Consider the following 24,240-nt stretch of genomic DNA (forward strand, 5'->3'; position numbering starts at 1 on the left):
TCAGGCCGCCTCGATCGCCACGCTCTCGACCTCGGGCGTCGCCCGGAGGGTGCGGGCGATGCGCTCGGCCTGGGCGGCCGAGAGGCGGGTGAGCACGATCCGGATCGCGTCCTGGTCCTTCGCCGGGCCGGGCCGCACCACGAACTGCCGGACCCGCGAGGCCGGCAGGCCGGTCGCCTCCTGCAGCCCCTCCAGCGAGAGCGCGCCGGCCTGCGCCACCACGTCGAGGCATTGCGGACGCATCCGGGAGCGCCAGCTCTCCTCCACGGGCTTCACCCCGGCCAGGATCGCGAAGACGATGGCCGTGGCCGCGAGTGCCGGGACGTAGAGACCGCCGCCGCTCGCCAGCCCGATCGCCGCCACCGCCCAGAGGCTCGCCGCGGTGGTGAGCCCCTTCACCATCTCGCCGCGCAGCAGGATCGTGCCCGCGCCCAGGAAGCCGATGCCGGAGACCACCTGGGCGGCGACGCGCGAGGGATCGAGCACGACGTGGCTCTGCCCGGCGACGTCGCCGAAGCCGAAGGCCGAGACCAGCATGAACAGGCAGGCCCCGGTGCAGACCAGCATGTGCGTGCGCAGGCCCGCCGCCCAGAGCAGCCGCTCGCGCTCCAGGCCGATCACGCTGCCGAGCGCCGCCGCCATCGCGAGGCGCCCGATCATCTCCCAGTTGCCGATCAGGGGCGCGTCTCCGGGTTGCTCCGGCCCGCATCCTGGCCCGCCAGCCCGCCGTCGTCCATGCCGCGTTCGGCGGCTATCCCGCTCGCGGGGGAATCAGGCGACGCCCAGGGCCGCCTTCTCGCGCTCGTAGGCCTCGCGCACCGGCTCCCGGCCGTAGGCCCGCTCCAGGCGCCGCACGGTGAAGTGCCCGCGGGCCATGGTCTGGAAGTGGTTCATGAAGGCGGTGTTGACCGTGGCGCCGCCGACCGCGCCCAGCACCGGCACCGCCTGGGCGGCGACCTTCTGCGAGACGACCAGGCCGAAGCGGGCCGCGATCTGCGCCGTGAAGCGCATGAGCGCCGGCGCGCCCTGGTCGAGCAGGGTCTTGCTGCCGGCGTAGCGGGCGGCCTCCGCCATGGTCTTGGCGAGCGCCGCGCGCACCGCGAAATAGCCGCTCTCGCTGAGGTTCTGGCCCGGCCGGCCGCCGAGCGCGAAGACCTGCACGCAGGCGAGCGCGCCCTCGGGCGTCTCCACGTCCTCGCCCTCCTCGCGGGCGATCTCGGCGATCGAGCGCAGCATGAGCGTGGTCGAGACCGGCAACTCCACCGCGAGGGTCGCCAGCCCGAAGGCGCCGCCGACCGCGCCCGTCACCGCGGCGAGCGCCTTGTGGGCGGTCTCGCTGGAGCCGAGCAGCCGAGCCAGCCGGCCCTCGATGCGGCTCTCGGCCCGTTCGACGACCGCGACGGCGGTGTCCGTGGAGGTTTCCGCGTCCGCGACGATCTCCTTGCGCGGCAGGGTGGCGAGCGCCACCCGCAGCGCGCCGCGCATCGCGGCCTCGGTGCTGCGCCCGACGACCTCGGTGACGGGGGCCGGCAGCGAGCGGCCGATCATCTCCAGCGGTGCGCCCGCCGCCGCCGAGAGCCGCGCGGCGAGGCCCGGCTGCTCCAGGGCGCGAACGGCCCGGCGGAGCGCCGCCAGATCCTCCGCGGTCAGCGCGCGGTCCGGAGCGGCGGTCGCGGTCGGCAGGGTCTCGTCGAGGCTGATGAGGTCGCTCACGGTGCTGTCCCCGAACTCTGCGTGCGGCGCGCTGCCGCCGTGGGCCTGTGGCCCTGAGCAAGCGCCGCGGCCGCGGCTTGGTTCCGCCGATCCCCTCCCTCCCGCGGACGCGGTCTCAGGCCTTGGCGGCCACCGCCTCGTCCTCGGGCACCGGGACGGGCGCGGGCTCCGCCGCGCCCTCGCGCAGCGCGATCAGCGCGAGGCAGAGCAGCGCCACCGGGATGCCGATGCCGGCGGACGCCGCGAAGAAGGCCGGGTAGCCCATCGCATCGACCATGTAGCCCGAGAACCCGCCCACGAACTTGCCGGGCAGCGCGTAGAGCGAGGAGAGCAGCGCGTACTGCGTCGCCACGAAGGCCGGCGAGGCGAGGCTCGACATGTAGGCGATGAGCGCCGTGCCGGCGAAGTTGCCGGCGAAGTTGTCGATCGAGATGCTGAGCACGAAGAGCCACGTGTCGTGGCCCGAGACGGCGAGCCAGGAGAACATCAGGTTCGAGGCCGCCGCCACGATGCCGCCGAACAGGAGCGAGGCCTGCAGGCCGAAGCGGATCACCGCCCAGCCGCCCGCCAGGGCGCCGACCACGCCGACGATCACCCCGTAGACCTTCGTGACGTTGGCGATCTCGGTCAGCGTGAAGCCCTGCTCGATGTAGAAGGGCTGGGCCATCACGCCCGAGATGATGTCGGGCAGGCGGTAGAGCATGATCAGCGCCAGGATCAGCACCAGCCGCGAGCCCTTGCGCCGGACGAGGTCCGAGAAGGGATCGACCACCGCGATCCGGAGCGTCGTGGCCACCGAGCGCCGCTCGCCCGGAACCGCGACCGGGTCCTGGCGCGGGGCGAGGAACGCCGCCGTCAGGCCGACCAGCATCAAGGCCGCCATCGTCCCGTAGGCGAGGCTCCAGCCCGCACCCTGCGCGATGTAGAGGGCGCCCGCCCCCGCGAAGGCCCGGGCGATCGCGTAGCCGAGCTGGTAGGCGGCCAGCATCACGCCCTGCCGCTCGGTCGGCGCCGCGTCGATGCGCCAGGAATCGACCACGATGTCCTGCGTCGCCGAGGCGAAGGCGGTCACGAGCGCGCAGATCACCATGAAGCTCAGGGACGCCGCCGGGTCGCCCTGGCTCATGCCGAGAAGGCCGGCCGCGACCGCGACCTGGGACAGCACCATCCACGAGCGGCGGCGACCGAGCCTGCGGGCGAGGAACGGCAGGTCGACCCGGTCGATCACCGGGGCCCAGAGGAACTTCAGCGAGTAGGCGAGGGAGACGTAGGAGAGGAGCCCGATGCTGGTGCGCTGGATGCCCGCGGTGGCGAGCCAGGCCGAGAGCGTCGAGAAGACCAGCAGGATGGGCAGGCCGCAGGCGAAGCCCAGCGCCAGCATCAGGGCGATGCGCGCATCCTCCATCACGTCGCGCAGGCGCAGGCGCGGCCTGCCGGAGCTGGGTTCGCGCGCGGCCTTCATTCCTGTGTGCATCGCCGTTCTGCCCGCCATGGCATGGAACTCCTCACAGCCGTGCGCCTTGTCACGCAGAACCGTGGCCGACTTGCGAGAGCGGGTGAAGCCCGCGTCGCCAGCTGACGCGTTCGACGTGGCGGGGGAATCATGCTCGACCTTTCGTTAACGGCTTTGCCGAAAACTGGTCCTTGAGATGTACGGCCGGGGGGACGAACGCTTCCGCTCGCCGGAGACGCGCGCGGCCGGGACGAGCGTCACGGACGGTTGCAGCATGACGCAGGACAGTGCCCACCCGGCCGCGATGGCGCCTGCCACCTTCGCGCTCGCCTTCGGCGCGAGCCTGACCCCGATGATCGTGACGGACGCGCGCGGGCACGACAACCCGATCGTCTGGGTCAACGACGCGTTCCTGAACCAGACGGGTTACGCGCGCGACGAGCTGATCGGCCGGAACTGCCGCCTGCTGCAGGGGGCTGAGACGGATCGCCAGGAGATCGCCCGCATGCGCGCGGCGATCGGCGCCGGCGAGCCGATCGCCCTCGAGATCCTCAACTATCGCCGGGACGGCACGCCCTTCTGGAACGGGATGACGATCAATCCGATCCGCGACGAGGCGGGCGGAATCGCCTATTTCTTCGCCGCCCAGGCCGACATGACGGACAAGCGTCGGGCCGAATCGGCCATGCGGGGGACCAACGACGAGCTGGAGCGGCAGGTCGGGGAGCGGACCGCGGATCTGGAGCGCGCGCTCGCCCAGAAGACCGCCCTGCTCCACGAGGTCGATCACCGCGTGAAGAACAACCTCCAGGTAATCTCGTCGCTCATGCTGCTGAAGGCGCGGCGCACCCCGGAGGGCGAGGCGCGCGACGCCCTGCAGAATATGGCCGAGCGCATCGGCGCGCTCTCGACGGCGCACCGGATGCTCTACTCGGAGGGCGACGTCGCCCACTTCAACCTCAGCGACTTCACCGGGGACTTCCTCTCCGACCTCGAAGCCGGATTGGACCCGGAGCGGACCCGGATCGAGGCGCATGTCGAGCCGATCGCTGTGGCGGCCGCGATGGCCGCGCCGCTCTCGCTGATGATCCACGAACTCACCACGAACGCCGTCCGCCACGCCTTCCCGGGAGGGCGGAGCGGACGCCTCACCGTGGATGGGCGCCGCGAGGACGACATGCTGGTCCTCGTCGTGGCGGATGACGGCATCGGTCTGGGGACGGCGCCGCCGAACCCAGCGGGCTTCGGGCGCAGCCTGGTCGAGATGGTCGTGCGGCAGCTGCGCGGATCGATCGCCTGGTCCGAAGGAGCGCCGGGCACCCGTGTGGAGATCCGCGTGCCGCTCCAGGGAGGCGCTTGAGATGCGCCCGGTCTTCGCGCAGTCTGCCGCCCTGGGCCACGCAGGGGACGGCCGCCTCGGGCTCGAGCGTGCCGCATGAGGTTCCATGACCGCTGACGCCGCGCCATCCGGCCCTTCCCTGCGCATCCTCGTCGTGGAGGACGAGGCGCTGATCGCGCTCGAGCTCGAATGCCTGCTGGACGATCTCGGCCACGTCACGGTCGGCGTCGCCTGCAATTCCAGCGAGGCCATCGCGGTCGGGCGCGCCACGGCGCCGGACGTGGCCCTCGTCGACATCCATCTGGTGGACGGCCCGACCGGGATCGAGGTGGCTCGGGCGCTCGCCGCCGACCCGCGCACGACGGTCGTGTTCATGACGGCGAACGCCAAGCGCATCCCGGACGATTTCGCGGGCGCCTTCGGGGTGATCGCAAAGCCCTATTCCGAGCGCGTGGTGGCGAGCACGCTGGCCTATCTGGCGGGCTGCCGCGCGGGCCGGCCCCACGCGCCCTGCCCCGACGGCTTCCACCCGGCGCCGGCCTGCGCGGCCGCGCCCTGAGGGGCGCCTCCGGCCTGCCCATCCGCCGATACCGCCCCTCTGCGCCCTCCCCGGCGCCGCGCCCGGCTACGTCAGCCCTCGGCCCGGGCCCGTTTCAGCCGGTAGAGCGCGTCGAGCGCCTCGCGCGGCGTGAGCGCGTCCGGGTCGATCGCGTCGAGCATGAGCCCCAGCGCGTCGTCCGCGGCGGGCTCGGGTTCGGGCGGCGGGGGCGGCGGCGCGAGGTTGGCGAAGAGCGGCAGGTCGTCGATGCGGGGACGACCCGGGCGCTCGCGCTCGGCCTTCTCCAGGCCCTTGAGGATCGCGCCCGCCCGGGCCACCACGGTGGCCGGGAGCCCTGCAAGGCGTGCCACCTGCAGCCCGTAGCTGCGCTCGGCCACGCCCGGCACCACCTCGTGCAGGAACACCACCTCGTCCCGGTGCTCGGCGACCTTGAGCGTGGCGTTGTCGAGCCGCGCCAGCCGCTGGCCGAGCGCCGTCAGCTCGTGGAAATGCGTGGCGAAGAGCGACCGGCAGGCGTTCGCCTCGTGCAGGTGCTCCAGGCAGGCCCAGGCGATCGAGAGCCCGTCGAAGGTCGCGGTGCCGCGCCCGATCTCGTCGAGGATGACGAGGGAGCGCCGCGTCGCCTGGTTCAGGATCGCGGCGGTCTCGACCATCTCGACCATGAAGGTCGAGTGCCCGCGGGCGAGGTCGTCGGCCGCGCCGACGCGGGAGAACAGCCGATCGACCCGGCCGATGCGCGCCTCGGCCGCCGGGACGAAGCTGCCGATCTGCGCCAGCACCGCGATCAGCGCGTTCTGGCGCAGGAAGGTCGACTTGCCGCCCATGTTCGGGCCGGTGATCAGGCGGATCCGCCCGCGCGTGTCCCCCGACAGGTCGCAATCGTTGGCGATGAAGGCCTCGCCCGACCGTCTCAGGGCCGCCTCGACCACGGGGTGGCGACCGGCCGTAACCACGAAGCTCAGCGAATCGTCCACCACCGGGCAGCGCCAGTCGAGCTCGACCGCGAGTTCCGCGTGGCCGGCCGCCACGTCGAGCCGCGCCAGCGCCTCGGCGGTCTCCGCGATGGCCTCGGCGCCCGCCAGCACGCGCGCCGCCAGATCCTCGAACACCGCGGTCTCGAGTGCCAGCGCGCGGTCGGAAGCGCCGGAGATCTTCGACTCGAGCTCTCCGAGCTCGACGCTGGTGAAGCGCATCGCGTCCACCATGGTCTGGCGATGCACGAAGTCCTGCATCAGCCCCTTGAGGCAGGCCTCGCCGACCGATTGCGGCACCTCGATGTAGTAGCCGAGCATGTTGTTGTGCTTGATCCGCAGGGTGCGGCAGCCCGTCTCCTCGGCGTAGCGCGCCTGCAGCGCGGCGATGACCTTGCGCGAATCCTGGCCGAGCGAGCGCGCCTCGTCGATCTCGGCGTGGTAGCCGGCGCGCACGAAGGTGCCGTCGCGCCGGTTGAGCGGCAGGTCGTCGGCCAGCGCGGCGCGCAGCCGCTCCACGAGGTCTGCGTCGATCCGGGCGAGCCTGCGCCCGAGCCGCGCCAGGGCGTCCGGCAGGTCGGGCTCCGCCGCGAGCCGCGCGCCGAGCGCGGCGGCCACATCGAGCCCGTCGCGGATCGCCGCGAGGTCGCGGGGCCCGGCCCGGCCGAGGCCGGTGCGCGAGAGCGCGCGGGCGATGTCGGGCGCGCGGGCGAGCGTGTCGCGCAGGGTCCCGCGCAGGGCCGGCTCCTCGACGAGGCGCGCGACCGCCTCCTGCCGGCGCGCGATGGCGGCGAGATCGGTGAGCGGGCCGGCCAGATGCTCGGCGAGCAGCCGCGCCCCGTTCGCCGTGACGGTGCGGTCGATGGCGTCGAGCAGGCTGCCCTGGCGCTCGCCGGAGAGCGTGCGGGTGAGTTCGAGGTTGGCGCGTGTCGCCGCGTCGATGCTGAGCGTCGCCCCGCCGGCCTCGCGGGTCGGGACCTGCAGGGGCGGTCGGGCGGCGAGCTGGGTGCGGGCGATGTAGAGGAGCGCCGCGCCCGCCGCCGCGATCTCGGCGCGGCTGAACTGGCCGAAGCCCTCCAGCGTCGAGACGCCGTACTGCTCGCGGATGCGCCGCTCGGCCGCCGCCGGCTCCAGCTCGCCCTGCGGCAGCGGCACGACGGCCGCGCGGGTCTCCTGCCAGAGGCGGCCCAGCGCCGGGTCTGCATGGAGCGCTTCCGAGAGCACGATCTCCCTGGGGTCGTGCCGGCTGATCGCGCCGGAGAGTTCCTGGCCCGCGACCTCGCTCAGCGAGAAGCGCCCCGTGGAGATGTCCACCGCCGCGAGCCCGTAGGCGTGGGCGGTCTCCGAGAGCTTGCGCCGGCCGATCGCGAGGAGGAGGTTCGCCCGCGCGGGGTCGAGCAGTCGGTCCTCCGTGATGGTGCCGGGGGTGACGAGCCGCACCACCTCGCGCCGCACCACCGATTTCGGCCCCCGGCGCTTGGCCTCGGCCGGATCCTCGGTCTGCTCGCAGACGGCGACGCGGTGGCCCAGCGCGATCAGGCGGCTCAGGTAGTCGTCGGCCCGCTCCACCGGCACGCCGCACATCGGGATGTCGGCGCCGCCGTGCTTGCCCCGCTTCGTCAGCACGATGCCGAGCGCCCGCGAGGCGGTCTCCGCGTCGGCGAAGAACAGCTCGTAGAAATCGCCCATCCGGTAGAACAGCAGGCAGTCGGGGTTGGCCGCCTTGATCTCGATGTACTGCGCCATCATCGGCGTGGCGCCCGGGGTCTCCGGGGCGGGCGCGGCCTCGGGCGGGCTGGCGATCTGTCGGGCGGCGGTGCTGCGGGCCATGCCCCGTTCTACCAGAGCCCGGCCGGCGAATCAGGCGCGGCACGTCGCATCGCTGGGGAGAAGCGCGGCCGCCGAACGGAAAGGGGCCGCCGCTCGCGCGGCAGCCCCCTGGCCTCTCGTATGAGCCGGGCGGCTCAGTAGCGCGGGCCGCCCGTGGTGTTGCCGAGCTGCTGCTTGTAGCCGGGCTGCTGCGGGTTGCGGGCGTTCGGGTTGCCGTAGCGCATGGTGTTCATGCGGCGCATGCGGCGCTCGGCCCGGGTGGAGTGGTAACGGCGGTGGTGGCGGTAGGCGACCGTCTCGACGCCGTCGGTGGCGGTGACGCCGGCCGGCACCGAGAGCGGAGCCGCCGAGGCGGGCAGCGAGGCGAGGCCGCCGAGCAGCAGGCCGGTCGCCAGGGTGAGGGCAATGCGCGTCATGTAAGTCTCCACGTCGCGCAGGCTGCGCGCGTCGAGCCGATAAGTTGTTCCATCCTATGCGGTTCCGACGGATACGGAGAAATTTCTCGCTGCCTCGCGACATTCCGTCGGGACGATTATCGAAGTCTGAACGTGCACGCGCCCCGCTCGCCGCCTGACTGCGCCATCATAGGATCGGGGTCGTGCGATGGGATTGTCCGTCCGGGGCCCGCCCGGATTGCCTTGTCGCGCCCGCCGCGCCATCACCGCGCGATGCAAGCCGCCGCCGCGCAAGCCCTGCCGATCGACGCCGTCCTGCCGCGCCTGCGCGCGACGCTCGCGGCGGGCGTAGGCGCGGTCCTCGTCGCCCCGCCCGGGGCCGGCAAGACCACGCGGGTGCCGCTCGACCTCCTCGGCGCGCCCTGGCTCGGCGACAGGCGCATCGTCCTGCTCGAGCCGCGCCGCCTCGCCGCCCGGGCGGCGGCCGAGCGCATGGCCGCGACGCTGGGCGAGCGCGTCGGCGAGACGGTGGGCCTGCGCGTGCGCCTCGGCTCGAAGATCTCCGGCCGCACCCGGATCGAGGTGGTCACCGAGGGCGTGTTCACCCGGATGATCCTCGACGACCCGGAACTCGGCCGGGTCGGCGCGGTGCTGTTCGACGAGTTCCACGAGCGCTCTCTCGACGCGGATCTCGGCCTCGCGCTCGCCCTCGACGCGCAGGGTGGGTTGCGCGAGGACCTTCGGATCCTAGTGATGTCGGCGACCCTCGACGGGGCGCGGGTCGCGGCGCTGCTGGGCGATGCGCCCGTGATCGCGTCGGAGGGCCGCGCCTTCCCGGTCGAGACCCGCTACGTCGAGCGCGATCCGAGCCGGCGCGTCGAGGCGGCGACGACCGACCTGATCCTCCGGGCGCTGCGCGCCGATCCGGGCTCCGTCCTCGCGTTCCTGCCCGGGCAGGCGGAGATCCGCCGGGTGGCGGAGGCTCTGGAGGGACGCGTCGGGCCGGACGTGGACGTGGCCCCGCTCTACGGCGCGCTGACGCCGGCCGAGCAGGACCGCGCCGTATCGCCGGCCCGGCCCGGCCGCCGCAAGGTGGTGCTGGCGACCTCCATCGCCGAGACCTCGCTGACCATCGAGGGCGTGCGCATCGTCGTCGATTCCGGGCTCGCCCGGGTGCCGCACTACGAGCCGGGCCTGGGGCTCACGCGCCTCGTGACGGCGCGCGCCTCGCGCGCCTCCGTCGATCAGCGCCGCGGCCGCGCCGGCCGCACGGAGCCGGGCGTGTGCTGGCGGCTCTGGTCGGAGGCCGCCACCGGCGCGCTCGAACCGTTCGGGCGCCCCGAGATCCTGGCCGCCGACCTTGCCGGCCTCGTGCTCGATTGCGCCGCCTGGGGCGTGGCCGACCCGACCGCCCTCGCCTTCCTCGACACGCCGCCCGCGGCAGCGCTCCGCGAGGCGCGCGTCATGCTCGCCGACCTCGGCGCCCTCGACGCCGACGGGCGCCTCACCGAGGCCGGCCGGCGCTTGCGCGCCCTGCCCCTGCCGCCGCGCCTCGCCCGCATGCTGGTCAGCGCCGGAGCGTTCGGGCAGGCCCGCGCCGCCGCCGATCTCGCCGCCGTGCTGGTCGAGCGGGGACTCGGCGGCGATGCGGTCGACCTCGCCGAGCGCCTCGACCGCTTCCGCCGCGACCGCGGCCCGCGCGCCGCCGACATGCGCCGCCTGAGCGCCGGCTGGGCGACGCTCGCGGGCGGGCAGGCCTCCGATGAGGCCGCCGATCCGGGCGCTCTCCTGGCCCTCGCCTACCCGGACCGCGTCGCCAGGGCGCGCGGGCGCGACGGCGAGTTCGTGATGGCCAACGGCCGCGCCGGGCGCCTCGATCCGGCCGCCGCGCTCGCCCGCGAGCCCTTCGTGGTGGTCGCCGACCTCGCGGGGGCTGCCGGCAACGCCCGCATCCTCGCGGCCGCCGCCATCGCCCCGGAGGCGATCGAGACGGGTTTCGCCGACCGCATCGAATCCGTCACGCAGGTGAGCTTCGATCCCCAGGCCCGCGCGCTGCGGGCCCGCGCCCTGCGCCGCCTCGGCGCCGTGACGCTCGGCGAGCGCACCCTGCCGGTGCCGGCCGACCTCGACGCCGCAGCGATCCTCGCCCGCGGCATCGCCGGGCTCGGCCTCGACCGCCTGCCCTGGACCCCGGCCCTCCGGCAATGGCTCGCCCGCGCCCGCTTCCTGCGCGCGGCCGAGGGCGAGCCCTGGCCCGACCTCTCCGACGCGGTGCTCGCCGAGACCGTGGCGGACTGGCTCGCCCCCGAGATCGTCGGCCGGAGCGGGCTCGACGCGATCACGGCGGACGACCTCGCCCGCGCGCTCCACGGCCTGCTCGACTGGGCGCTGCGCGCCCGCATGGAGACGGCGGCGCCGACCCATGTCGCGGTGCCGACCGGCTCGCGCATCCCGGTCGATTACGAATCCGAGGGCGGTCCCGTCCTCGCCGTGCGGGTGCAGGAGCTGTTCGGGCTCGACCGGCACCCGACGGCCGGCGGCCGGCCGCTCGTCCTCCACCTGCTCTCGCCGGCCCAGCGCCCGATCCAGATCACCCGCGACCTGCCGGGCTTCTGGCGCGGCTCCTGGGGCGCGGTCAGGACCGAGATGCGCGGGCGCTACCCGCGCCATCCCTGGCCCGAGGATCCTCGCACCGAGGCGCCGACCCGGCGCGCCAAGCCCCGCGGGACGTGAGGATCTGCGGGACACGGCGCCGAGCTTGCACCTAGGAGGATCGCATGAATGAGACCGCACCCGAACCCGACGCCCCGCCCGGCTGGGAGCCGATCCGCGATTCCGGCTTCATCGCCCATGTCGGCCCGGTCTATCGCCGGGCGGACGGGGCCTACGCCTTCCGGGCGGACGAGCGGCACGCCAACCTGATCCGGGTGGTGCACGGCGGCATGCTGATGAGCTTCGCCGACCGGGCGCTCGGCGAGACCGCGATGGCGGCGGCGGAGGGCGCGAACTGCGTCACCGTGCAGATGGAGATGCAGTTCATCGACGCGGCCCGGCTCGGCGACTGGATCGAGACCGGTCCGGACGTGCTCAAGCGCACCGGCTCCCTCGTCTTCCTGCGCACGGATCTGCTGGTCGGGGACCGGCGGGTCGCCTACGCCTCGGGCGTCTGGAAGATCCTGCGCCGCCGACCCGATGCCGCGGGCGCCTGAGCGCGCTATCTCGGGTCCATGTCCGCTTCCACCGACGCCCCCCAGGACCCGACGCTCGCCCGGCTCGGCGCCGCCCTGTCGGGCCTGCCCGCGCGCGGTCCCGCGCCGGTCCATCTCTGGAACCCGCCCTATTGCGGTTCTATCGACATCCGCATCGCGGCCGACGGCACGTGGTTCCACAACGGCAGCCCGATCCGCCGCGAGAAGATGGTGCGCCTGTTCGCCTCGATCCTGCGGGCGGAGCCCGACGGCGCGATCCGGCTCGTCACGCCGGTCGAGAGCGTGGGTATCACGGTAGACGACGCGCCCTTCCGTGCCGTCGAGATGGCGGTGGACGGGGCGGGCGCGGCGCGCCGCATCAGCTTCCGCACCAACGTCGACGACCTCGTGGCGGTCGGTCCCGACCACCCGCTGCGCTTCGAGCAGGCGGAGGACGGCGCGCTCAAGCCCTACCTCCTGGTCCGCGGCGGCCTCTGGGCCCTGGTGAGCCGGGCGCTGACCTACGACCTCGTGGCGCTGGCCGAGGAGCGCGTGCTCGACGGCCGCCCCTGGCTCGGCCTTCAGGCCGGGGGCGCCTTCCACCGCATCGCACCGGCCGAGGCGGCGTGAGCCTCGATCTCGCGGGCTTCCTCGCCCTCTGTCGCGAGCGCCTGTCGCCATGGCCGCCGGGCCCCGACGACCCGACCTCGAACCCGCGCGGCGACCACAGCCTCGACCCCGACGGCAGCGCCGTGATCCCGCCGCCGCCCCACCGCCGCGCCGCCGTGCTGGTGCCTGTGGTGGCGCGCACCGAGGGCCTCTTCCTCATCCTCACCCAGCGCGCCGCCCACCTGCGCGACCATTCTGGCCAGGTCGCCCTGCCGGGTGGCAAGATCGACCCGGAGGAGACGGCCCGCGAGGCGGCGCTGCGGGAGGCCTGGGAGGAGATCGGCCTCGTCGCCGACCTCGTGCGCCCGCTCGGCTATCTCGACCCCTACCTCTCGGGGACCGGCTTCCTCGTCACCCCGGTGATCGGACTGGTCGCACCGGAGGCGGTCCTGCGGCCCAACCCCTCCGAGGTCGCCGACGTCTTCGAGGTGCCCCTCGGCTTCCTGATGGATGCCGGCCGCTACCAGCTCCGCTCCCGCGAATGGCAGGGCCGCACCCGCACCTTCTACGCCCTCCCCTTCGGCGAGCGCCTGATCTGGGGCGTGACCGCCGGCATCCTGCACAACTTGCGCGAACGGCTCGCGCGGTAGCAGAGTCCCGATCCCCCGCCGCCCCGGAACCCATGCTGCGCCGCCTCCTCGAAGAATTCGGGATCTTCCTGATCCCCTTCGCGCTCTTCTGCGTCTACCTGCTGGCGCGGGGCCGAAACCCGCTGCGCCGGGCGCACTGGGACGGCCAGAGCTTGCGGCTGGCGCTGGCCGGCCTCGCGCTGGTGATCGCCTCGCTCGTCCTCACGGGCCTGTTCTCGGCGCGCAGCACCGGCGGCTACGTGCCCTCCCACATGGAGAACGGGCGGCTCGTGCCGGGGCAGTTCCGCTGATGCAGGATCTCGACCGAGCGGGTCTCGCGCGCCTGCGCGAGCGACCGAGCGTGCGCCGCGCCCTCGCGGCGCTGGACGGGCCGGGGGCCGAGACGCGCGTCGTCGGAGGCTGCGTGCGCGACGCGCTCCTCGGACGCGCTGCCGCCGACATCGACCTCGCCACCACGCTCCTGCCCGAGACCGTGATGGCGCGTGCCCGCGCCGCCGGCCTCAAGGCGGTGCCGACGGGCATCGAGCACGGCACCGTTACGCTGGTCGCGGCGGGCGAGCCGATCGAGGTGACGACCCTGCGCGAGGACGTCGAGACCGACGGGCGCCGCGCGGTGGTGCGCTTCGGGGGCGATTTCGCGCAGGACGCGGCGCGGCGCGACTTCACCGTCAACGCCCTCTCCCTCGACGCGGCGGGGCACCTGCACGACACCACGGGCGGCGTCGCCGATCTCCAGGCGGGGCGGGTGCGCTTCATCGGCGACCCGGCGACCCGCATCCGCGAGGACGCGCTTCGCATCCTGCGCTTCTTCCGCTTCCACGCGCGCTTCGGGCACGGCGCCCCGGACGCGCCCGCGCTCGCCGCCTGCATTGCCGCCCGGGACAGCCTCGACCGGCTCTCGCGCGAGCGCGTGCGGGCCGAGTTCCTCAAGCTGCTGGCCGCGCCGGGCGCGCCCCCGATGGTCGCGACCCTGAGCGACACCGGCCTCCTCGCCCGCATCCTCGGCGGCGTGGGCGAGCAGGGCCGTCTCGCTCGGGCCCTTGCGGCGGGGAGGCCCGCCCCCCTCGCGGCCCTGGCCGTGCTGACCCGCGAGGATGCGGAGCGCCTGCGCGAGCGGCTGCGCCTGTCGAGGGCCGAGCATCTCGAACTCGAGCGCTACGCCGACGCGCTGGCCGCGGCCCGCGACCGCCCAGCCCTCGCGGAGCCCGAGATCCGGGCGCTCGTCGCCGAGCACGGGCTGGAGGCGGCCTCGGGCGCGCTCGCGGTTCTGGCGGGCGAGCCGCGGCCCGCCCTACCCCCCGACCTCGACCGGATCCTCGGGGCGCTACGCGCCGGACCGCCGCTCGTCCTACCGGTCGCCGGGGCCGATCTGGTGGCGCGGGGCCTCGCCCCGGGCCGCGGCATCGGCCGGGCGCTCGCCCGCGCCCGCGCCCGCTGGCTCGCGCTGGGCTGCCCGCTCGATCCAGGGGCGCGCGACGCGCTGATCGCCCACGCCCTCGAGGATGCGGTCGGCTAGCGGCAACGAGAAAGGCCCGCCGCGACGCCCGGGTGGGCGTCGCGGCGGGCCTGCGATCGGAGGCCGCCGTTCGGGGGGACGGATCAGAGCCGCAGCAGGGTCTTGGTCTCCTGCAGCTGCACGATCTGCGCGTTCAGCTCCTGGCGCTTCTGCTGGTCCTCGGTCGCGTCGTGGGCGAGCTGGGCCGCCTCGATGTCGCGGTCGATCGATTCCGGCGTCAGCTCCTCGATCGGCGCGGCGCGCTCGGCGAGCACCGTGACGCTGGTCGGGCCGACATCGGCGAAGCCGCCGCGCACGTAGATGCGCTTGCCGCTGCCCTGGGACTCGGTGACCACGATGACGCCGACCCGCAGGGTGGTCAGCACCGGGGCGTGCCCGGGCAGGACGGTCATCTCGCCCTCCGAGCCGGGCAGCTGCACCGACTCGACCTCGCCGGAATACAGCGACCGCTCGGGGCCGACGAAATCGAAGTGGAAGGTGGCCATCGCCTGAACTGTTCCCGGATCCGAGAGGCTTGCCCGGCCCGCGCGCGGGCCGGAGCCGATAGAGCGCCCCTCCCCGGAGAGCGGGAGGGGCAGGACGGCCTTAGGCGGCGGCCTTCAGCTTCTTGGCCTTCTCCTGGGCCTCCTCGATGGTGCCGACCATGTAGAAGGCGGCCTCGGGGAGGTCGTCGTAGTCGCCGTTCACGAGGCCCTTGAAGCCCTTGATGGTGTCTTCCAGCGCGACCTGCTTGCCGGGCGAGCCGGTGAACACCTCGGCCACCGAGAAGGGCTGCGAGAAGAAGCGCTCGATCTTGCGGGCGCGGGCCACCGTCAGCTTGTCCTCCTCGGACAGCTCGTCCATGCCCAGGATCGCGATAATGTCCTGGAGCGCCTTGTAGCGCTGCAGGGTCTGCTGGACGCGGCGGGCGACCGAGTAGTGCTCCTCCCCGAGGATCGTCGGCGAGAGCATGCGCGAGGTCGAGTCGAGCGGATCCACCGCCGGGTAGATGCCCTTCTCGGCGATCGAGCGCGAGAGCACGGTCGTGGCGTCGAGGTGGGCGAACGAGGCGGCCGGCGCCGGGTCGGTCAGGTCGTCGGCCGGCACGTAGATGGCCTGCACCGAGGTGATCGAGCCCTTGGTGGTGGTGGTGATGCGCTCCTGCAGGGCGCCCATGTCGGTGGCGAGCGTCGGCTGGTAGCCCACCGCCGAAGGGATGCGGCCGAGAAGCGCCGACACCTCGGAGCCCGCCTGCGTGAAGCGGAAGATGTTGTCGACGAAGAAGAGCACGTCCTGGCCCTCGTCGCGGAACTGCTCCGCGATGGTCAGGCCGGTGAGCGCGACGCGCGAGCGGGCGCCGGGCGACTCGTTCATCTGGCCGTAGACCAGGGCGCACTTGGAGCCCTCGGCCGAGCCGTTGTTCTCCTTCGGGTTCTTGTTGACGTTGGACTCGATCATCTCGTGGTAGAGATCGTTGCCCTCGCGGGTGCGCTCGCCGACGCCGGCGAAGACCGAGTAGCCCGAGTGCACCTTCGCGATGTTGTTGATCAGCTCCATGATCAGCACGGTCTTGCCGACGCCGGCGCCGCCGAACAGGCCGATCTTGCCGCCCTTGGCGTAGGGGGCGAGCAGGTCCACCACCTTGATGCCGGTGACGAGGATCTGCGCCTCGGTCGACTGCTCGTCGTAGGCCGGGGCCGGCTGGTGGATGGCGCGGTAGGTGTCGGTGACGACCGGGCCGGCCTCGTCGATCGGCTCGCCGATGACGTTCATGATGCGGCCGAGCGTGTTCATGCCGACCGGCACCTTGATGGGCTCGCCGGTATCGGTGCACTCCTGGCCGCGGGTCAGGCCCTCGGAGGTGTCCATCGCGATGCAGCGGACGGTGTTCTCGCCGAGCTGCTGGGCCACCTCGAGCACGAGGCGGGCGCCGTTGTTCTTGGTCTCGAGCGCGTTCAGGATCTCCGGCAGGTGGCCGTCGAACTGCACGTCGACGACGGGACCGATGACCTGGGTGATCTTGCCGACCTTGTTGGAGCCGGTGCCGGGGAGAGCGGTGCTGGCCATGTGTGCGGACCCTTCGATTCTGTTGCGGACGGGAGCGCGCGCGGCGCGCTCGGGATTGTCGTGACGATCAGAGCGCCTCGGCGCCCGAGATGATCTCGATGAGTTCCTTGGTGATCATGGCCTGACGCGTGCGGTTGTAGATCAGCGTCTGCTTCTTGATCATCTCGCCGGCGTTGCGGGTGGCGGAGTCCATGGCGCTCATGCGCGCGCCCTGCTCGGAGGCGGCGTTCTCCAGGAGTGCGCGGAAGATCTGCACCGTGAGGTTCTTCGGCAGCAGCGCGTCGAGGATGGACTCCTCGTCGGGCTCGAACTCGAGCGCCGCGTCGGCCCCGGCGCCCTTGGTCTGGGCCTGCGGCAGCTCGGCCGGGATGATCTTCTGCGCGGTCGGGATCTGCGAGATCACCGAGCGGAACTCGGCGTAGAACAAGGTCGCGACGTCGAACTCGCCCGCCTCGAAGCGCGAGAGGATGTCGTCGGCGATCTCGGCGGCGAACTCGTAGTCCACCGGCCGGTTGCCGCGGATGTCGCGCGAGGCGATGATCTGCTCGCGGAACTGGCGGCGCAGGACGTCGAGGCCCTTCTTGCCGACCGTGATGATCTTCACGGTCTTGCCCTCGGCCATCAGCCGGTTGGCGTGGTCGCGGGCGAGGCGCGCGATCGAGGAGTTGAAGGCGCCGGCCAGACCCCGGTCGCCGGTGCAGACCACGAGCAGGTGCACCCGGTCCTGGCCGGTGCCCGAGAGCAGGCGCGGGGCGCCGACGCCGCCGACGAGGTTGCCCGCGAGGTTGCCGAGCACCGCGGCCATCTTCTCGGCGTAGGGACGGCCGTTCTCGGCGGCCATCTGGGCGCGCCGCAGCTTGGCGGCGGCGACCATCTGCATGGCCTTGGTGATCTTCTGCGTCGCCTTCACCGAGGTGATGCGGTTCCGCAGGTCCTTCAAACTCGGCATCGAAGCGGTCCGGTGGTCTCAAGGGCCAGAGGCGGGGGCGCCCGAGGGTGCCCCCGCAGTTGATGCCGTGCGCTTACGCGACGCTCTTGGCGACGGACTCGACGACGCTCTTCAGCTTCGCGGCGTTGTCGTCCGAGAGGTCCTTCGAGGTGCCGATGGCGTCGAGCAGGTCCTGGTGCTTCGAGCGGAGCGTCGAGAGCAGCTGGTCCTCGAAGGGACGCACCTTCGCCACGGGCAGCTTGTCGAGGTAGCCGTTAACGCCGGCGTAGATCACCGCGACCTGCTCCTCCATCTTCAGCGGCGAGAATTGCGGCTGCTTCAGGAGCTCGGTGAGCCGCGAGCCGCGGTTCAGGAGCTGCTGGGTCGAGGCGTCGAGGTCGGAGCCGAACTGCGCGAAGGCCGCCATCTCGCGGTACTGCGCCAGCTCGCCCTTGATCTTGCCGGCGACCTTCTTCATCGCCTTGGTCTGGGCCGAGGAGCCCACCCGCGAGACCGAGAGGCCGACGTTCACCGCCGGGCGGATGCCCTGGTAGAACAGGTCGGTCTCGAGGAAGATCTGGCCGTCGGTGATCGAGATCACGTTGGTCGGGATGTAGGCCGAGACGTCGTTGGCCTGGGTCTCGATGACCGGCAGCGCGGTCAGCGAGCCGTTGCCGGCGGCGTCGCCCATCTTGGCGGCGCGCTCCAGCAGGCGCGAGTGGAGGTAGAACACGTCGCCGGGATACGCCTCGCGGCCCGGCGGGCGGCGCAGCAGCAGCGACATCTGGCGGTAGGCCACCGCCTGCTTCGAGAGGTCGTCGTACACGATCACGGCGTGCATGCCGTTGTCGCGGAAGTACTCGCCCATGGCGCAGCCGGCGAACGGCGCGATGAACTGCATCGGGGCGGCGTCCGAGGCGGTGGCCGCGATGACGATCGAGTACTCGAGCGCCCCCTGGTCCTCCAGCACCTTCACGAACTGGGCGACCGTCGAGCGCTTCTGACCCACGGCGACGTAGATGCAGAAGAGCTTGGCCTTCTCGTCGCTGCCCTGGTGGGCGGGCTTCTGGTTGAGGATCGTGTCGAGCGCGATCGCGGTCTTGCCGGTCTGGCGGTCGCCGATGATCAGCTCGCGCTGGCCGCGGCCGACCGGGATGAGCGCGTCGATCGCCTTGAGGCCGGTGGCCATCGGCTCGTGCACGGACTTGCGCGGGATGATGCCCGGGGCCTTCACGTCGACGCGGCGGCGCTCGGTCGACTGGATCGGGCCCTTGCCGTCGATCGGGTTGCCGAGCGCGTCGACGACGCGGCCGAGCAGGCCCTTGCCGACGGGCACGTCCACGATGGCGCCGGTGCGCTTGACGGTCTGGCCTTCCTTGATCTCGCGGTCGGAGCCGAAGATCACGATGCCGACGTTGTCCTGCTCGAGGTTGAGCGCCATGCCGCGCACGCCCGACTCGAACTCGACCATCTCGCCGGCCTGGACGTTGTCGAGGCCGTAGGCGCGGGCGATGCCGTCGCCGACGGACAGGACCTGCCCGACCTCGGAGACCTCGGCCTCCTCGCCGAAGTTCTTGATCTGCTCTTTCAGGATCGCGGAGATCTCGGCGGCGCGGATGTCCATCGTCGGGCCTCTTGTCTGGATCTGTTCAGTGTCGGTGTCGGATGCGGTGCGCCGGTCTTACCGGGCTTCGCGCATCGCGAGGCGGATGCCGTTGAGCTTCGTGCGGAGCGAGGCGTCGACCATGCGCGAGCCCATCTTCACGACGAGGCCGCCGATCAGGCTGGGATCGACGTGGAGATCGACCGCGACCTCGGCCTTGGCGATGTCGCGCAAGGAGGCCTTGATCTCCTCCAGCACCGCGTCGGAGGGCTTCTCCGCCACGCGCACCTCGGCGCGGACGATGCCCTTCGATTCCTGCACGAGGGCGCGGAAGGCGGTGATCATCCCGGGCAGCGCGAACAGGCGGCGGTTCGCGGCGGTGAGCCGGATGAAGTTCGCGGCGAGCCCCGTGACGCCGGCCTTCTCGATCACGGCGCCGATGGCGGCGGCCTGCTGCTCGGCGGTGAAGACGGGGCTCTTCACGAGGCGGCGCAGGTCCGCGCTCTCCTTGAGCAGCGCGTCGAACCGGTCGAGACCGGCGGCGACCTCGTCGAGCTGGCGCTCGTCCCGGGCCAGTTCGAACAGGGCGGAGGCGTAGCGGCCTGCCATGCCCGCGACGAGGGGACCTGCCTCGGAACCGTTCTGCGCCACCCGCCGCTCTCTCTTTGCCTTGCCCGCGGTTTCGTCCCTGGATCCGGGCCCGCGACGGGGTTCGGAAGGACGGCCGCGGGAAATGGGATTGTCCCGGGAAACCGGGGGCATAGAGACCCCTGCCCGGCGCGGCGACCGCCTAGCATGGCAACACGGTGGCACGCAAGGCGAGCGACGCTCGCGATCGGGTGGCGGCGGCGCGGCGGGTCGGACGGGCGTTCTGCCTCAGCGGCGCAGTCCGGCGGCGAGGCGGCTGGCCCAGGTGCGGATCGGGGTCTCGATCATCTCGGCCACGAGCACGCCCAAGATGACGGCGGCGACCATGCAGAGGAGCTGGGCGGTGAGGGCGTGCATTGTTTGTCCACAGGTCCGTGCCGCCCGGCGAATCCGGGTCCGGGCGCGGCCAGGATGGGGACCGATCCTTTCCGGAGGCTGACCTGGCGCGGGACCCGGCTCAGCAGGCGAGCCGGTCGCAGCGCCGGGTGCTGGCGATCATCCGGGCGAGCGAGCGGGCTCCCGGATGACCGAGGATCCCGGCGTTTCCGAGGACGTAGGAGGGCGTGGCGTAGAGCCCGAGATCGGCGGCCATGCGCATGTGGCTCTTGAGCGCCAGCCGCACCTCGTCGCTGTCGGCGACCGCCTCGATCTCGCTGGCCGGCGCGCCAAGGGTGCCGGCGAGCGCCAGCGCCGCCGGGCCGTCGATCCGGCCGGGCCGGCCGAGCAGCGTGCGGTAGAAGTCCCAGGCCACCGCCGAGCCGAGGCGGCGCTGGACGGCGAGCATCACCTTGGCGGCCTGGGCGGATTGCGGCGAGAGGATCGGGTTGTGCACGAGCCCGACCCGCAGGGCCGCGTCGCTGGTGTGGAGCGAGACGACGTCGGCGGCGGCCTTGCGGCACCAGGGGCAGTTGAAGTCGAAGAACTCGTAGAGCGCGGTCTCGGCCTCGCGCGGCCCCGCGTAGGTGACGCCGCGCAGAGCCGGGATCTGGCCGGTGATCTCGCCGGGCAGGATCGCGTTGGCGACCGCCTTGCCCTCGTCGTTCTCGACCGCGACGCGCTGGCCGTAGGATTGGGCGAGGCCGGCGCCGGGCGCGAGGCCCGCGCCGACGAAGGCCGAGAGAAGGTGGCGGCGGGTCGGGCGCATCGGGTCGGGTTCCGTCTCTCGGGGCGCCGGCCTTCTAGCGGCGCCTGACCGAGATGGACAGGCTTCCCGGCGGAACCGGGGCCGTCAGAGCAGGCCGGGCGGGCGCTCCCCGACCGCCCAGGCCAGCGCCTGCTCCAGCCGGTCGTTGCCCCAGAACAGCTCGCCGTCCTCGGTCAGGAAGCTCGGCGCTCCGTAGATCCCTCGCGAGCGCGCCTCCTCGCCCGCCACCCGCAGCCGGGTCTTGTTGGCCTCCGCGCTCGCGGCCTTGAGGAGCTGGGTGCCGTCGAGCCCGAGCGAATCCAGGATCGCGATCACGGAAGCGGGCTCGGCGATCGAGCGTCCTTCCGCGAAGCTCGCGCGGAAGACGGCCTGCGTGAAGGGGATCAGCCAGTCCTCGCCCTGCCCGAGGATCGCCGCGCGGGTGGCCGAGAGGCTGTTCTGCGGGAAGGGATCGGGGCGCGTCACCGGGGGAAGCCCGTAGCGGGCCGCCTCGCGCGCAAGGTCGCGCCACATGTTGCGGCCCTTGGCCGGGAACAGGTTGAAGGGCGAGGTCGTCCACCCTTGGGCGGCGAAGATCGGGCCGAGCAGGAAGGGCCGCCAGCGCACCGCGACGCCCGCCTCGGCCGCCGCAGCCTCGATGCGCATGGCGGCGAGGTAGGAGTAGGTCGAGGCGAACTCGTACCAGAACTCGATCGTCGGCTGGCGGGCCATGGGGAACGCGTCTCCGTACGGAGGAACCGGGAAATGCAAGCGCCGAGCCGTCGCGCGGGGGCGGCGGCGCGGCACCCGAACCTTGAGATGGGGCGGCAGCGCTGCAGGTCGAACGCCCCGGCCGGCACGCCGGTTGCAGCCCGAGGGTCCGCGCGATAAGCCGCCCGCGACCCCTGCCCTCCCGCTCCGGAACCCCCCGATGTCCGCTCCCGACCAGAAGCCCGTGAAGAAGGTCGTGCTGGCCTATTCCGGCGGCCTCGACACCTCGATCATCCTGAAATGGCTGCAGACCACCTACGGCTGCGAGGTGGTGACGTTCACGGCCGACCTCGGCCAGGGCGAGGAGCTGGAGCCGGCCCGCCGGAAGGCGGAGCTGCTCGGCATCCGGCCGGAGAACATCTACATCGAGGACCTGCGCGAGGAGTTCGTGCGGGACTACGTCTTCCCGATGTTCCGCGCCAACGCCGTCTACGAGGGCGTCTACCTGCTCGGCACCTCGATCGCCCGGCCGCTCATCGCCAAGAAGCAGATCGAGATCGCCGAGAAGGTCGGGGCGGACGCGGTCTGCCACGGCGCCACCGGCAAGGGCAACGATCAGGTCCGGTTCGAGCTCGGCTACTACGCGCTCAAGCCCGACGTCACCGTGATCGCCCCCTGGCGCGAGTGGGACCTGCGCTCGCGCGAGCAGCTGATCGCGTTTGCCGAGCAGCACCAGATCCCGATCGCCAAGGACAAGCGCGGCGAGAGCCCGTTCTCGGTCGATGCCAACCTTCTGCACGCCTCCTCGGAGGGCAAGGTGCTGGAGGATCCGGCCGTCGAGGTGCCGGACTACGTCTACTCGCGCACCCTCTCGCCGGAGGAGGCGCCGGACCAGCCGACCGTGATCACCATCGGCTTCGAGCGGGGCGACGCGGTCTCGATCGACGGGGAGAAACTCTCGCCGGCCTCGCTGCTCGCCAAGCTGAACGAACTCGGCCGGGCCAACGGCATCGGCCGCCTCGACCTCGTCGAGAACCGCTTCGTCGGCATGAAGAGCCGCGGCATGTACGAGACGCCCGGCGGCACCATCCTGCTGCCGGCCCACCGCGCCATCGAGTCGATCACCCTCGACCGCGGCGCGGCGCACCTGAAGGACCAGCTGATGCCGCAATACGCGGAGCTGATCTACAACGGCTTCTGGTTCAGCCCCGAGCGCGAGATGCTCCAGGCGCTCATCGACAGGAGTCAGGAGAAGGTGACCGGCAGCGTGCGGCTGAAGCTCTACAAGGGTGGCGTCCACGTGATCGGCCGGGAGAGCCCGAACTCGCTCTACGACCAGGACCTCGTCACCTTCGAGGAGGGTGCGGTCGCCTACGATCACCGGGATGCCGCGGGCTTCATCAAGCTCAACGCGCTTCGGCTGCGCACGCTCGCCCAGCGCAAGAAGCGCGAGGGCTGAGCTGATCCACCCTCCCCTGCAGAGGGGGAGGGAGATCGCGCGCTACGCGTAATCCCCCGGCGCGATGTCGGCGTAGCGCAGGAAGATCTGCAGGGCCGGCTGCATCGCGTGGTGCAGGCGACCCGCATCCTCCGTCGATCCACCCACGATCCGCGCCATCGAGCCGGCGAGATCCGCGTCCCCGTAGGGCGCGGCCGGATCGACGAACGGCACCGCCCGGCCCTCGTCCCACAGCACGGCCAGATGCCGGACCAGCGCGAGATGCGCCCCGTCCACGTCGAACGTGATCTGCTCCGGCGACGCACCGCCCGCATCGCGGAAGACGTCGCCGGTGCGGGCCGGATCGAGCTTCACCAGCGGGTTGTGGTAGGTGAAGCGCCCCGGCTTGAGCGTGGCGTGCCGCACGAAGGCCGCGAGCGCCGCGCCGACCGCGCGGTGCTCCTCCTCCGCGCCCTCGTCGTCGCCCGTGACGTTGGCGATGTCGCCGTCGCGGTCGGTGCTGCCGTAAGGGGCGTCCGGGTGGATCATCGGCGCGCCGTGTCCTTGCGGGTTCCAGGCCACCACGAGGCGGCGGATCAGGGCGATCCGCTCCAGGGTGATCTCGGTCTCGGGCATCGGGCTCTCCTTGCGTCGGGCCTCCATAGCCGATTTCCCGGCGCTGTCCTGCCCCCGCCGGACCCTCACGCCCGCGACGGCGTCAGCCCCGCAGGCAGCCCATCAATCCCTCGACCTGCCCCGTCCGGGCCTGGATCCGGCCCGCGATCGCCCGCACGGTGCGCGAGGGCTTGCCGGCGCTGCGCAGGATCGGGTTCGGCAGGGCGGCGGCCATCAGCGCCGCCTCCTGGCGGGTCAGGGCCCGCGCGTCCTTGCCGAACCAGTGCCGCGCCGCCGCCTGCGCGCCGTAGATCCCGTCGCCCCACTCCGCGACGTTCAGGTAGACCTCCATCATGCGCCGCTTGCCCCAGAGCGCGTCGAAGGCCGCCGCCAGCGGGATCTCCAGCGCCTTGCGGACGTAGGAGCGGCCGGGCCAGAGGAAGACGTTCTTCACCGTCTGCATCGCGATGGTGGAGGCGCCGCGGCTCGGACCCTCCTCGTCCTCCACCACGTCCCGGAGGGCCCCGAGATCGACGCCGTGATGCAGGCAGAAGCGCTGGTCCTCCGACGTCATCACCGCCTGGACGAGGTTCGGGGAGATTCCCGAGAGCGGCACGGCCTCGCGAGCCACCGGTTGCAGCGTCAGCCAACGGCCAAGCATCAGGGTTGAGGGCGGCGTCACCGCGCTATAGACGAGCCCCAGCGCGAGCACGAGGACGAGCCCGATGGCCGGGACGAGCAGGACGAGCCCGACGAGCCGGCGCAGGCCGCCCGGACCCGTCCGGCGCGTCGCCGCCCGTCGCCTCAACGGCCGCTCCTGCGCAGTCGCCGCCGGCCGGCGGGGCTCGACTCCGTTCTCCTCCGCCCGCACAGCGACGCGACTCACCCTCCCCAAGGCCACGTGA

24 protein-coding genes are annotated in these 24,240 nt (G+C 72.7%); 9 read left to right on the forward strand and 15 right to left on the reverse strand.

Translation table 11 applies throughout. From position 1 onward, the window contains the following. From MFF56_RS16790 to MFF56_RS16800, 3 genes are all read right to left on the reverse strand, one after another. Positions 1-660, reverse strand: a complete 660-nt coding sequence (locus tag MFF56_RS16790) for an MgtC/SapB family protein (protein ID WP_373324092.1) — start codon at positions 658-660, stop codon at positions 1-3. Between the two features lie 111 nt (positions 661-771). Further along, positions 772-1,713 (reverse strand): EcsC family protein, encoded by a 942-nt coding sequence (locus MFF56_RS16795; protein ID WP_066920606.1) that lies wholly within the window; start codon positions 1,711-1,713, stop codon positions 772-774. Positions 1,714-1,828: 115 nt separating this feature from the next. Continuing rightward, complete coding sequence (locus MFF56_RS16800; protein ID WP_238230441.1) at positions 1,829-3,205, reverse strand: AmpG family muropeptide MFS transporter; 1,377 nt, start codon at positions 3,203-3,205, stop codon at positions 1,829-1,831. Positions 3,206-3,440: 235 nt separating this feature from the next. Between MFF56_RS16800 and MFF56_RS16805 the strand changes: the two genes are divergently transcribed. Together MFF56_RS16805 and MFF56_RS16810 are read left to right on the forward strand one after the other, a co-directional pair. Beyond that, complete coding sequence (locus MFF56_RS16805) at positions 3,441-4,526, forward strand: PAS domain-containing protein (protein WP_066920629.1); 1,086 nt, start codon at positions 3,441-3,443, stop codon at positions 4,524-4,526. 85 nt (positions 4,527-4,611) lie between these two features. Beyond that, on the forward strand, positions 4,612-5,064 hold the full coding sequence (locus tag MFF56_RS16810) for a response regulator (RefSeq protein ID WP_066920610.1): 453 nt from the start codon (positions 4,612-4,614) through the stop codon (positions 5,062-5,064). 71 nt (positions 5,065-5,135) lie between these two features. Here the strand turns inward: MFF56_RS16810 and mutS are convergent, their stop codons facing one another. Next, entirely contained in the window at positions 5,136-7,865 is a 2,730-nt protein-coding gene (mutS, locus tag MFF56_RS16815; RefSeq protein WP_066920613.1) for a DNA mismatch repair protein MutS, read from the reverse strand. Between the two features lie 134 nt (positions 7,866-7,999). Then, entirely contained in the window at positions 8,000-8,281 is a 282-nt protein-coding gene (locus tag MFF56_RS16820) for a hypothetical protein (protein ID WP_066920615.1), read from the reverse strand. A 252-nt stretch (positions 8,282-8,533) separates the two neighbouring features. Here MFF56_RS16820 and hrpB point away from each other — a divergent pair, with 252 nt between their 5' ends. From hrpB to MFF56_RS16850, 6 genes are read left to right on the forward strand one after another with little or no spacing between them, the layout of a single operon-like run. Continuing rightward, positions 8,534-10,993, forward strand: a complete 2,460-nt coding sequence (gene hrpB / locus MFF56_RS16825; RefSeq protein ID WP_066920617.1) for an ATP-dependent helicase HrpB — start codon at positions 8,534-8,536, stop codon at positions 10,991-10,993. A 44-nt stretch (positions 10,994-11,037) separates the two neighbouring features. Then, complete coding sequence (locus tag MFF56_RS16830) at positions 11,038-11,469, forward strand: PaaI family thioesterase (protein WP_066920619.1); 432 nt, start codon at positions 11,038-11,040, stop codon at positions 11,467-11,469. Positions 11,470-11,487: 18 nt separating this feature from the next. Next, a complete protein-coding gene (locus MFF56_RS16835; RefSeq protein WP_066920621.1) occupies positions 11,488-12,078 on the forward strand; it encodes a DUF1285 domain-containing protein in 591 nt (196 codons plus the stop codon). After that, positions 12,075-12,707, forward strand: a complete 633-nt coding sequence (locus tag MFF56_RS16840; RefSeq protein ID WP_066920623.1) for a CoA pyrophosphatase — start codon at positions 12,075-12,077, stop codon at positions 12,705-12,707. Before MFF56_RS16835 ends, MFF56_RS16840 begins: the two co-directional genes overlap by 4 nt. Before the next feature lie 32 nt (positions 12,708-12,739). Beyond that, positions 12,740-12,997 carry a DUF6111 family protein gene (locus MFF56_RS16845; RefSeq protein ID WP_066920625.1) on the forward strand — a complete coding sequence of 86 codons (258 nt, stop codon included), beginning with the start codon at positions 12,740-12,742 and terminating at the stop codon, positions 12,995-12,997. Further along, a complete protein-coding gene (locus MFF56_RS16850) occupies positions 12,997-14,223 on the forward strand; it encodes a CCA tRNA nucleotidyltransferase (protein WP_066920627.1) in 1,227 nt (408 codons plus the stop codon). The genes MFF56_RS16845 and MFF56_RS16850 overlap by 1 nt, the downstream gene beginning before the upstream one ends. Positions 14,224-14,306: 83 nt before the next feature. Here MFF56_RS16850 and MFF56_RS16855 read toward each other — a convergent pair whose 3' ends face one another. The 8 genes from MFF56_RS16855 to MFF56_RS16885 form a co-directional block, all read right to left on the reverse strand. After that, the gene (locus MFF56_RS16855; protein ID WP_066919619.1) at positions 14,307-14,708 is read right to left on the reverse strand and encodes a F0F1 ATP synthase subunit epsilon; all 402 of its coding nucleotides are present in this window, start codon (positions 14,706-14,708) and stop codon (positions 14,307-14,309) included. Between the two features lie 100 nt (positions 14,709-14,808). Further along, positions 14,809-16,269 (reverse strand): F0F1 ATP synthase subunit beta, encoded by a 1,461-nt coding sequence (atpD, locus tag MFF56_RS16860; RefSeq protein ID WP_066919617.1) that lies wholly within the window; start codon positions 16,267-16,269, stop codon positions 14,809-14,811. Positions 16,270-16,336: 67 nt separating this feature from the next. Next, a complete protein-coding gene (locus MFF56_RS16865) occupies positions 16,337-17,218 on the reverse strand; it encodes a F0F1 ATP synthase subunit gamma (protein WP_066919615.1) in 882 nt (293 codons plus the stop codon). 73 nt (positions 17,219-17,291) lie between these two features. Further along, positions 17,292-18,821: a F0F1 ATP synthase subunit alpha gene (gene atpA / locus MFF56_RS16870; protein WP_066919613.1), complete on the reverse strand. Its 1,530-nt coding sequence runs from the start codon at positions 18,819-18,821 to the stop codon at positions 17,292-17,294. Between the two features lie 57 nt (positions 18,822-18,878). Continuing rightward, positions 18,879-19,451, reverse strand: a complete 573-nt coding sequence (locus tag MFF56_RS16875) for a F0F1 ATP synthase subunit delta (protein ID WP_066919611.1) — start codon at positions 19,449-19,451, stop codon at positions 18,879-18,881. A gap of 225 nt (positions 19,452-19,676) precedes the next feature. Beyond that, complete coding sequence (locus tag MFF56_RS32130) at positions 19,677-19,805, reverse strand: hypothetical protein (protein ID WP_280949058.1); 129 nt, start codon at positions 19,803-19,805, stop codon at positions 19,677-19,679. A 100-nt stretch (positions 19,806-19,905) separates the two neighbouring features. Further along, the gene (locus MFF56_RS16880) at positions 19,906-20,592 is read right to left on the reverse strand and encodes a DsbA family protein (protein ID WP_066919609.1); all 687 of its coding nucleotides are present in this window, start codon (positions 20,590-20,592) and stop codon (positions 19,906-19,908) included. An 84-nt stretch (positions 20,593-20,676) separates the two neighbouring features. Then, the gene (locus tag MFF56_RS16885) at positions 20,677-21,303 is read right to left on the reverse strand and encodes a 2-hydroxychromene-2-carboxylate isomerase (RefSeq protein ID WP_066919607.1); all 627 of its coding nucleotides are present in this window, start codon (positions 21,301-21,303) and stop codon (positions 20,677-20,679) included. A 199-nt stretch (positions 21,304-21,502) separates the two neighbouring features. On the opposite strand from MFF56_RS16885, the gene MFF56_RS16890 reads away from it, so the two are divergent. Beyond that, positions 21,503-22,741 (forward strand): argininosuccinate synthase, encoded by a 1,239-nt coding sequence (locus MFF56_RS16890; RefSeq protein WP_066919605.1) that lies wholly within the window; start codon positions 21,503-21,505, stop codon positions 22,739-22,741. Between the two features lie 42 nt (positions 22,742-22,783). On the opposite strand, the gene MFF56_RS16895 is transcribed toward MFF56_RS16890, so the two are convergent. Beyond that, entirely contained in the window at positions 22,784-23,356 is a 573-nt protein-coding gene (locus MFF56_RS16895; RefSeq protein ID WP_066919623.1) for a hypothetical protein, read from the reverse strand. Positions 23,357-23,438: 82 nt separating this feature from the next. Beyond that, positions 23,439-24,230: a monofunctional biosynthetic peptidoglycan transglycosylase gene (mtgA, locus tag MFF56_RS16900; RefSeq protein ID WP_066919621.1), complete on the reverse strand. Its 792-nt coding sequence runs from the start codon at positions 24,228-24,230 to the stop codon at positions 23,439-23,441. Positions 24,231-24,240 lie beyond the last annotated feature (10 nt).

The organism is Methylobacterium hispanicum, from assembly GCF_022179285.1.
GTDB lineage: Bacteria > Pseudomonadota > Alphaproteobacteria > Rhizobiales > Beijerinckiaceae > Methylobacterium > Methylobacterium hispanicum.

Excerpts from the sequence above, each read along its gene's own strand:
- mutS (WP_066920613.1), bottom strand. The coding sequence starts at position 7,865 with ATGGCCCGCAGCACCGCCGCCCGACAGATCGCCAGCCCGCCCGAGGCC.
- MFF56_RS16885 (WP_066919607.1), bottom strand. The coding sequence starts at position 21,303 with ATGGCCCGCCAGCCGACGATCGAGTTCTGGTACGAGTTCGCCTCGACC.
- MFF56_RS16895 (WP_066919623.1), bottom strand. The coding sequence starts at position 23,356 with ATGCCCGAGACCGAGATCACCCTGGAGCGGATCGCCCTGATCCGCCGC.
- MFF56_RS32130 (WP_280949058.1), bottom strand. The coding sequence starts at position 19,805 with ATGCACGCCCTCACCGCCCAGCTCCTCTGCATGGTCGCCGCCGTCATC.
- MFF56_RS16830 (WP_066920619.1), top strand. The coding sequence starts at position 11,038 with ATGAATGAGACCGCACCCGAACCCGACGCCCCGCCCGGCTGGGAGCCG.
- MFF56_RS16845 (WP_066920625.1), top strand. The coding sequence starts at position 12,740 with ATGCTGCGCCGCCTCCTCGAAGAATTCGGGATCTTCCTGATCCCCTTC.
- MFF56_RS16855 (WP_066919619.1), bottom strand. The coding sequence starts at position 14,708 with ATGGCCACCTTCCACTTCGATTTCGTCGGCCCCGAGCGGTCGCTGTAT.
- hrpB (WP_066920617.1), top strand. The coding sequence starts at position 8,534 with ATGCAAGCCGCCGCCGCGCAAGCCCTGCCGATCGACGCCGTCCTGCCG.
- MFF56_RS16880 (WP_066919609.1), bottom strand. The coding sequence starts at position 20,592 with ATGCGCCCGACCCGCCGCCACCTTCTCTCGGCCTTCGTCGGCGCGGGC.
- MFF56_RS16800 (WP_238230441.1), bottom strand. The coding sequence starts at position 3,205 with ATGGCGGGCAGAACGGCGATGCACACAGGAATGAAGGCCGCGCGCGAA.
- MFF56_RS16850 (WP_066920627.1), top strand. The coding sequence starts at position 12,997 with ATGCAGGATCTCGACCGAGCGGGTCTCGCGCGCCTGCGCGAGCGACCG.
- MFF56_RS16810 (WP_066920610.1), top strand. The coding sequence starts at position 4,612 with ATGACCGCTGACGCCGCGCCATCCGGCCCTTCCCTGCGCATCCTCGTC.
- MFF56_RS16805 (WP_066920629.1), top strand. The coding sequence starts at position 3,441 with ATGACGCAGGACAGTGCCCACCCGGCCGCGATGGCGCCTGCCACCTTC.
- MFF56_RS16820 (WP_066920615.1), bottom strand. The coding sequence starts at position 8,281 with ATGACGCGCATTGCCCTCACCCTGGCGACCGGCCTGCTGCTCGGCGGC.
- atpD (WP_066919617.1), bottom strand. The coding sequence starts at position 16,269 with ATGGCCAGCACCGCTCTCCCCGGCACCGGCTCCAACAAGGTCGGCAAG.
- MFF56_RS16865 (WP_066919615.1), bottom strand. The coding sequence starts at position 17,218 with ATGCCGAGTTTGAAGGACCTGCGGAACCGCATCACCTCGGTGAAGGCG.
- MFF56_RS16835 (WP_066920621.1), top strand. The coding sequence starts at position 11,488 with ATGTCCGCTTCCACCGACGCCCCCCAGGACCCGACGCTCGCCCGGCTC.
- atpA (WP_066919613.1), bottom strand. The coding sequence starts at position 18,821 with ATGGACATCCGCGCCGCCGAGATCTCCGCGATCCTGAAAGAGCAGATC.
- MFF56_RS16790 (WP_373324092.1), bottom strand. The coding sequence starts at position 660 with ATGATCGGGCGCCTCGCGATGGCGGCGGCGCTCGGCAGCGTGATCGGC.
- MFF56_RS16890 (WP_066919605.1), top strand. The coding sequence starts at position 21,503 with ATGTCCGCTCCCGACCAGAAGCCCGTGAAGAAGGTCGTGCTGGCCTAT.